Source organism: Dietzia sp. IBK-p2-16D, assembly GCF_057773085.1.
This window is the reverse complement of record NZ_JBYMTL010000002.1, coordinates 570,173-577,218: the sequence shown is the minus strand read 5'-3', so window position 1 is coordinate 577,218 and position 7,046 is coordinate 570,173. Positions and strand designations below refer to the sequence as shown.

5 protein-coding genes and 1 pseudogene are annotated in these 7,046 nt (G+C 70.8%); 5 read left to right on the top strand and 1 reads right to left on the bottom strand.

What is annotated here, in order from left to right:
• Positions 1–588: pseudogene (locus tag AC3DE3_RS07085) on the bottom strand (hypothetical protein); the annotation flags it as partial.
• Positions 589–1,011: 423 nt separating this feature from the next.
• On the opposite strand from AC3DE3_RS07085, the gene AC3DE3_RS07080 reads away from it, so the two are divergent.
• The 5 genes from AC3DE3_RS07080 (at position 1,012) to AC3DE3_RS07060 (ending at position 7,037) form a co-directional block, all read left to right on the top strand.
• Positions 1,012–2,463 (top strand): hypothetical protein, encoded by a 1,452-nt coding sequence (locus tag AC3DE3_RS07080; protein ID WP_488369478.1) that lies wholly within the window; start codon positions 1,012–1,014, stop codon positions 2,461–2,463.
• A 72-nt stretch (positions 2,464–2,535) separates the two neighbouring features.
• A complete protein-coding gene (locus tag AC3DE3_RS07075) occupies positions 2,536–3,450 on the top strand; it encodes a PspA/IM30 family protein (RefSeq protein WP_488369477.1) in 915 nt (304 codons plus the stop codon).
• A gap of 38 nt (positions 3,451–3,488) precedes the next feature.
• The gene (locus AC3DE3_RS07070; protein WP_488369476.1) at positions 3,489–4,700 is read left to right on the top strand and encodes an alpha/beta hydrolase; all 1,212 of its coding nucleotides are present in this window, start codon (positions 3,489–3,491) and stop codon (positions 4,698–4,700) included.
• Between the two features lie 31 nt (positions 4,701–4,731).
• On the top strand, positions 4,732–5,226 hold the full coding sequence (locus AC3DE3_RS07065) for an SRPBCC domain-containing protein (RefSeq protein WP_488369475.1): 495 nt from the start codon (positions 4,732–4,734) through the stop codon (positions 5,224–5,226).
• Positions 5,227–5,360: 134 nt separating this feature from the next.
• Complete coding sequence (locus AC3DE3_RS07060; RefSeq protein ID WP_488369473.1) at positions 5,361–7,037, top strand: HNH endonuclease; 1,677 nt, start codon at positions 5,361–5,363, stop codon at positions 7,035–7,037.
• Positions 7,038–7,046 lie beyond the last annotated feature (9 nt).

Here is a 7,046-nt window from a genome sequence, read left to right as displayed (position 1 = left end):
CAGCGAGCCGGTGTCAGCGTCCGGGTCAACCGGCGCATCCGGATCGACCGGCGCATCCGACGAACCCGGGAAGTCCGAGGACAGACCCGACAGCGAGCCGGTGTCAGCGTCCGGGTCAACCGGCGCATCCGGATCGACCGGCGCATCCGAAGAACCGAGCGCAGCTTCAATCGAGCCCGTCAACGCATTCAGCGAGCCGGTGTCAGCGTCCGGGTCAACCGGCGCATCCGGATCGACCGGCGCATCCGACGAACCCGGGAAGTCCGAGGACAGACCCGACAGCGAGCCGGTGTCAGCGTCCGGGTCGACCGGCGCATCCGGGTCGACCGGCGCATCCGCCGAACCCGTGACGTCACCCAGTGAGCTCAGCGAGCCCGTGCCCGGCTCCGGAAGTTCGAAGTCGGGAGCTTCCGGATCGATCGAACCGAGGGCCGCACCCAGATCCAGGCCGAGGTCGGCGGACCCGAGGTTCACGGCGACCTCGAGGCCGAGATCGGCGCTGCCCTGCGCGTTGGCGACGCCCGGCAGGCTGGCCATGGCGAGTCCGGAAGCCGCGATGACGGCCATAAAACGCTTGGAGTTCTTCATAGAACTACCTTTCTGTTCACGGTTGACGACCCGGCGACCTGGTCTCCCCCTGGCCACCGGTCCGGCGTGTGGCGTTGACCACCAGCCGTTGGATCGTGTCGTCACTGTATCGGGCAATTTCCCAGGGCTGTTACAGCAAACCTTTCGATGACGTGGCCCACAGTCATCAGTGACGGTTTCCGGCGAAGCGCAGGTGGACCGCTAGATGGTTGCGCCGCAGGACTTCTCGCCCTCCGACCTCCACTTATGGAGAAGCTGAGAGGTGAAGTCGTGCTTATTTAGCACCCGTGCAACGGCTTAAGTGAATTTCCTCACTAAATCGTTTCCGAAGTCGAAATGGGCCGAGCGAATCGCGCGTGGATCGCCACCGAAGAAAAACTTGAGGCTAGCCTCGTATCGCAGTCCCCCACCATCAGGAGCGTCATGGCATCGAGCACAACCGGAGTCCACTTCCCCACCGATTCCTCCGGGAACCGCTCGACCGGCCGGCTGGCCAAGGAGGTCATCGCCGACGCCCTCGCGACCGTGGACCCGGCCGCCGCCGAACGCGTCCACCGCATCAAGGACTGGCGTAAGGGGTACATCGAGCCGTTCACCGAACTCGTCCGCCTGGGGGTGTCCGACCCGGCGGCCTGGGACGGCGTCGCGCGGGCCGCCCTCGAGTCACTGCAGTCCCGCATGGTCGGCGTGAACGAAGCGGACGGACAGCGCGTGGAGACCCCGATGTCGGACTACCTCGCCGTCGTCGAGTCCCGATCCACCCCGGCCACCGACACGATCCAGGGCACGGCGACCCCCGTCCGCGAGCTGTCCATCCCCTTCCGCGGCGAGGAACTGACCGGGGACCTCCTGCGCGCCCGCCTCGACAAGTGGGTGGCGGCCGGCGTTATCGAACCCAGCTGCGCCGACGCGCTCAAGCTCGTCCAGGAGAACCCCCAATGGCTCTCCCTGCCCGGCCGCGCCATGCTCGTCCTGGGCCTGGGTTCGGAGATGGGCCCCGCCCGCCACCTCCTGCAGTGGGGCGCCGACGTGATGGGCGTCGACCTGCCCTCTAGCGCAGCCTGGGAACGCTTCCGCGGCGAGGCCTCGACATTCGCCGGCCGCCTGCACATCCCGACCGGGCCGGACGGTCGCCCCGGCATCGACCTGCTGACGCAGCTCCCCGAAATCGCCGCGTGGGCCAGATCCGCGGCCCCTGCCCCGCTCGCCGTCGGCAGCTACTTCTACGCCGACGGCGGAACCCACGTCCAGCTCTCCTCAGCAGCGGATGCCCTCGTCGTCGACCTCCTCGGCGACAACACCGCCACCGCGCTGGCCTACCTCGCCACCCCGATGGACACCTTCGTCGTGCCCGCCGACGTCCGGGAGGCCTCCGCCGCCGCGCTCGCCTCACGTAAGCGCACCGACATCAAGCGACTCGTCGGTTCCGTCGCCCGCGGCAAGGTCTTCGCCCGGAACTACCCAGCCGGCACCGGCCCCGCCGTCCACGACGCCCTCGTCCCCCAGCAGGGACCCAACTACACACTCGCCAAGCGGGTCCAGCGGTGGCGGGCGACCACCGCGTTCGCCGACGGCCACACCGTCTCCGTCAACGTCGCCCCCGCCACCGACACCCACTCGGTGACCAAGAACAAGATCCTCGCCAGCACCTACAAGGGCGCCTACGCCTTCGGCATCGAGATCTTCGCGCCCGACACCTCCGCCGCCCTGCTCGCCGCACTGATGGTCCACGACCTCAACGTGGGCCGGCCGGAGGTGGACGTGCAATGGCAGCACGAGTCCTCCGGCGCGGCATCCGGCGGACTGTGGCGCCAGCCGTATCTGCCCCGGACCGCCCTGCCGGTGGCCGCGCTGATCGGTACCGTCAAGAGGTAGGAACACACCTGCACTGGCGTCGCCGGGCACCACCCGTCGACACCTGACGCCGAGAGATCTAAGGACGCCGCCATGCCGAACCCCTTCTCCAAGGGCTGGAACTACCTCAAGGCCTCGCTGGACAAGAAGGTCGACGACAACGCCGACCCCAAGATCCTCGTGCACCAGGCCATGGCGGGAGCCCGGGAGCAGCACAAGTCGGTGTCCGACCAGGCCGCTGCGGTAATCGGCAACGCCAAGCAGCTCGAGATCGCCATGGGGACCAAGGCCCGCCAGCTCGACGAGGTGCAGGGCCAGATCCGCCAGACCCTGCAGGTGGCCGAGCAGGCGCGCGCCGAGGGGGACACCGCCCGGGCCCAGCAGTTCGACACCCAGGCCGAGCAGCTGGCCGGGCGGCTGGTGGCGCTGGAACAGGACCTGGACAACACCAAGCAGCTGCACGGTCAGGCGGTGCAGGCCGCCGAACACGCCAAGCAAGCGGTCAAGGAGTCCGAGCACCGACTGCGCGAGACCCTCGCCCAGGAGGACCAGCTGCTCCTGCAGGCCACCCAGGCCGAGATGCAGCACCGGACCACCGAGTCCATGACCTCCTTGCAAGGCGCCGGCGGCGGCAACTCCCCGACCTTCGACGAGATCCGCGCCAAGATCGAGGGCCGCTACACCACCGCACTGGGTAGGCAGGAGCTCGCCGAGGCGACCGGCGCGCCGTCCACCGCGCAACTCGACGCCGCCGCGTTCACGCGCGAGTCGGAGGGCAAGAGCAAGCTGGAGCAGATCCGCGCCTCGATGGGCCTGGGTTCCGGCTCCGACGCGGGCTCCGACCGCCAGCTCACCGGGGGCGAGGGCAGCGACGGGTCGGCGGCGGGCCCGGCCGGCGCGCCGGAGCAGGCCGACCCGGAGAAGCCCAGGGACCCCGACGAGGCGACCGACCAGCCGAGCCCCGAGGACCTCTCCGGCCCCACTCTCCCGCGGGACACCAGAGAGTAGGGTTCCCGCTCTCCACCCGGGCGACATATCGTGTGACGGTGCCCAGTCACCGCTCACCTCGTGCCCTGTCGCTGCTCGCCCCCGCGCTCGCCGCGGCACTGATCGGCGGAATGGCGGCACCGGCCCTCGCGCAGTCCCTGCCCGCCGGTTCCACACCGGGTATCGGGTCGCTGACGACGGTCGACGGGAGCGTCGACCCGTCGAGCGCGGCCGCGGGCGCGGCGACGATCGGTTCCACCGGATCCACCGGCACGGAGTCGCTGACCGGCTCGGGCACCCTCCCGCCACTGGGGACCGGCTCGCAGAACACCACCGCCACCCCGCCGATCGGCATGGAGTCAGAGCCCGTCACCGTCAGCGAGGTGCGGCGCGTGGAGATCGGCGACCCCCTGGTGGCCGGCGGCGATCCCCGCTTCGAACGCTGGTGGGTGGCGTCGAAGTCGATGAACCGCGTCCTGCCCGTGGAGATCTGGCGCCCGGCCACCGACGCACCGGCACCGATGCTGTACCTCCTCGACGGCGTGGACTCCCCCTCCCCGAGCGGGTGGCTCCTGCCCGGCGGGGTCGAGCGCACCTTCGCCGGTGAGCACGTCACGCTCGTCATGCCGGCCCGGGCCGACGGTTCACTGCACGCCGACTGGCAGCGCGATGACCCGGTCCTGAGCCGCAACAAGTGGCAGACCTTCCTCACCGACGAGCTCCGACCGCTGCTCGAGGCCGGCGACATCCCGTTCAACGGCAAGCGCGGGATGGCGGGCCTGTCGATGGGCGCGGCGAGCGCCGTCACCATCGCCGAGCTGCGCCCCGACCTGTATAACGCCGTGGGCGCGATCGCCGGCTGCTACACGGCGCGGGACGATCTCGGGTTCATCCTCGCCAAGATCGTCACCGAGACCCGCGGCGGCGACATCGCCAACATGTGGGGCCCGCGCACGGACCCCGCCTACCGGGCCAACGACGGGCTCCTCCACGCCGAGAATCTCAGGGGCAAGGCGCTCTACTTCGCCACCGCCACCGGACGACCCGACGCGGGCGAATGGGATCGCAACGGCCGCGACCTGCTGCGGTTCACCCAGGGTGCGGGGCTCGAGGTCGCCACCCATGCCTGCACCGTGGAGATGGACCGGCGGCTCGACGAACTGGGCATCGACGCCCGGGTCGACTACCTGCCCACCGGCCTGCACAACTGGGACAATTTCGGCCGTTTCGTCGCCCCGATGCGCGATACGCTGATGCCAGCGCTGCGCTGATCTCCGCGGCGCCCTCACGCGAGGAGTCGCCATGACCGCCACGCCCCGGGCCTCCGGATATCTCGCCCCGTCGGGTGCCGTGGTCTTCCCCCGCCGACTGCCACTGTCCCGGGAACAGGCGTGGGCGGCCGTCACCGATCCGGCCCGCACCGCGCGCTGGATCGGGTCGTGGTCGGGCGACCCGGCGTCGGGCACCGTCGAGATGACGATGTCCGCCGAGGAGGGTTCGCCCGCCGAGTCCGTCGCGGTACTGCGGTGTGAGGCACCGGACCTCGTCGTCGTCAGGATCGGTCCCGACGGCTGGGTGATCACCGTGAGGATCGAGGGTGACGACGACGAGGTCACCATCTCCTTGGAACAGGACATCGCGGACGCCGACGCCGCGTCCGACATCGGTCCCGGCTGGGACTTCTATCTGGACCGGTTGGTCGAGGCCGAGGCGGGCCGGGATCCGGAGGCACTCCGCTTCTCCCCCGACTACCACCCCGCGTTGGCCCAGCACTACCGGGCGTTGCTGGGCGGCTGAGCCGGGGCACTGCCCGACTGTCCCCGCACACGTACTTTCGCAGGTCAGACAGCTGTGTCGTACCCAGTTGCTAGCGTTTCCCCAATCGAACACACGAGCGATACCAGGCGGCCCGGCTCGCCGAGGGGGTTCACATGCGGGAGGCAACTACCGACGACGGCGGTGCCGATGATCCCAGCGTCGATGATCCCAGCTCCGACGATCCCAGCGCCGTGGCAGCCAGCCCCTCCGTCACCGCCGCCAGCTCCGCCGCCGTGGCCGCGCTGCACGCCGAGAACCGCGCCGCCGCCGCCAGACTGCGGGCCTGCCACGACCTGTGGGCGATCTGCCGCGAGGAACAGGACCTGCGCGACATCGCCGCCGGCTACGGGCCGGGCCTGGACCAACGCCCCGAACACGCCGTCATCGACCCACTGACCATCGCCACCAGCGAGATCGTCGCCGCCTACGGCGTCCACCACAACCGCGCCCGCAACCTGCTCACCCTGGCCATCACCCTGGTCACCAAGTTCCCCGACCTCGTCGAGGCCATGGACACCGGCCACCTCGACGAGGCTACCGCCAGCCTGCTCGCCCGCCAGATGCGCACCGTGGACTCCCTCCACCGCGACGACGTCCAACGAGAGGTCATCGCATGGCTCCTGGCCGCCCTCGCAGCCGGCAGACGCCCCGGACGCGACGCGATCTTGTCCCACACCGACCGCATCATCGCCGCCCACGACCCCGCGGGCGTACGCCTGCGCCGCGCCGCCGCCGTGCGCGCCCGCCGCATCCGCATCCGCCGCGGCCCGGACGGCATGGCCGACCTGCAGGCCCACCTGACCGCCACCGAAGCCTTCGCCATCCACACCCTCCTGCAGACGATGGCCACCGACCAACACCACCGCGACCGCCGGACCCGCGTCGAGACCACCCGCCGCCACGGCGCAGACTCCCTCGACCCCGAATTCATCCGCAGCATGGACGAACTGCGTGCCGACGCCCTCGTCGCCACCCTCCTCGGCACCACCACAAACCAAGACACAGCCACGGGCCCAGACGCCGCCGCGGGCACGGGCGGCGCCGCGGGCACGGGCGGCGGTCACCGGCCGCCCGCCACCCAGATCCGCCCCACCATCACCGTGCTCGCACCCCCGGGCCCCGACGGCGACCCCGAGGTCTACCTCCCCCGCGGCGGCCCCGCCACCATCGACGCCCTCATCGAACTGCTGTCCCGCAGCACCGGCGCCACCATCACCGTGCCCGACACCGAACCCGGCACCGCCGACACCCCCCACGGCGCCCGCCGCTACCGCATCAGCGGAGACCTGGCCCGCCGCATCCGCCTACGCGACGGCACCTGCCGCCACCCCGGCTGCTCCGTGCCCGCCGACGACTGCGACGTCGACCACGTCCGCCCCTTCAACCACACCGACCCCACGGCAGGCGGCCCGACCACCGAGAACAACCTCGCCTGCCTGTGCCGACACCACCACCGCTTCAAAACCTTCCACGGCTGGCACTACCACCTCGCCCCCGACGGCACCCTGACCGTGACCACCGACACCGGCCACACCATCACCACCCACCCCGACGGACCCCTCGCCCGCTGGCGCCACCGCACCACCAACCCCGACCACGCGGCCGGCACCGACAGCGACAGCTACGTTCCACCCCCACGCCGACCCTGGCTCGACCCCCGACCCCAAAGCACCCACTGGCACCGCCGCGCCCAACGCCTGGCCGCCGAACGCAAAGCCAACACCATGGCCCCACCAGCACAAACCCACCCCGGCGGACCCGACCACGACACCGACCCCCCGCCCTTCTGACCGGACGGA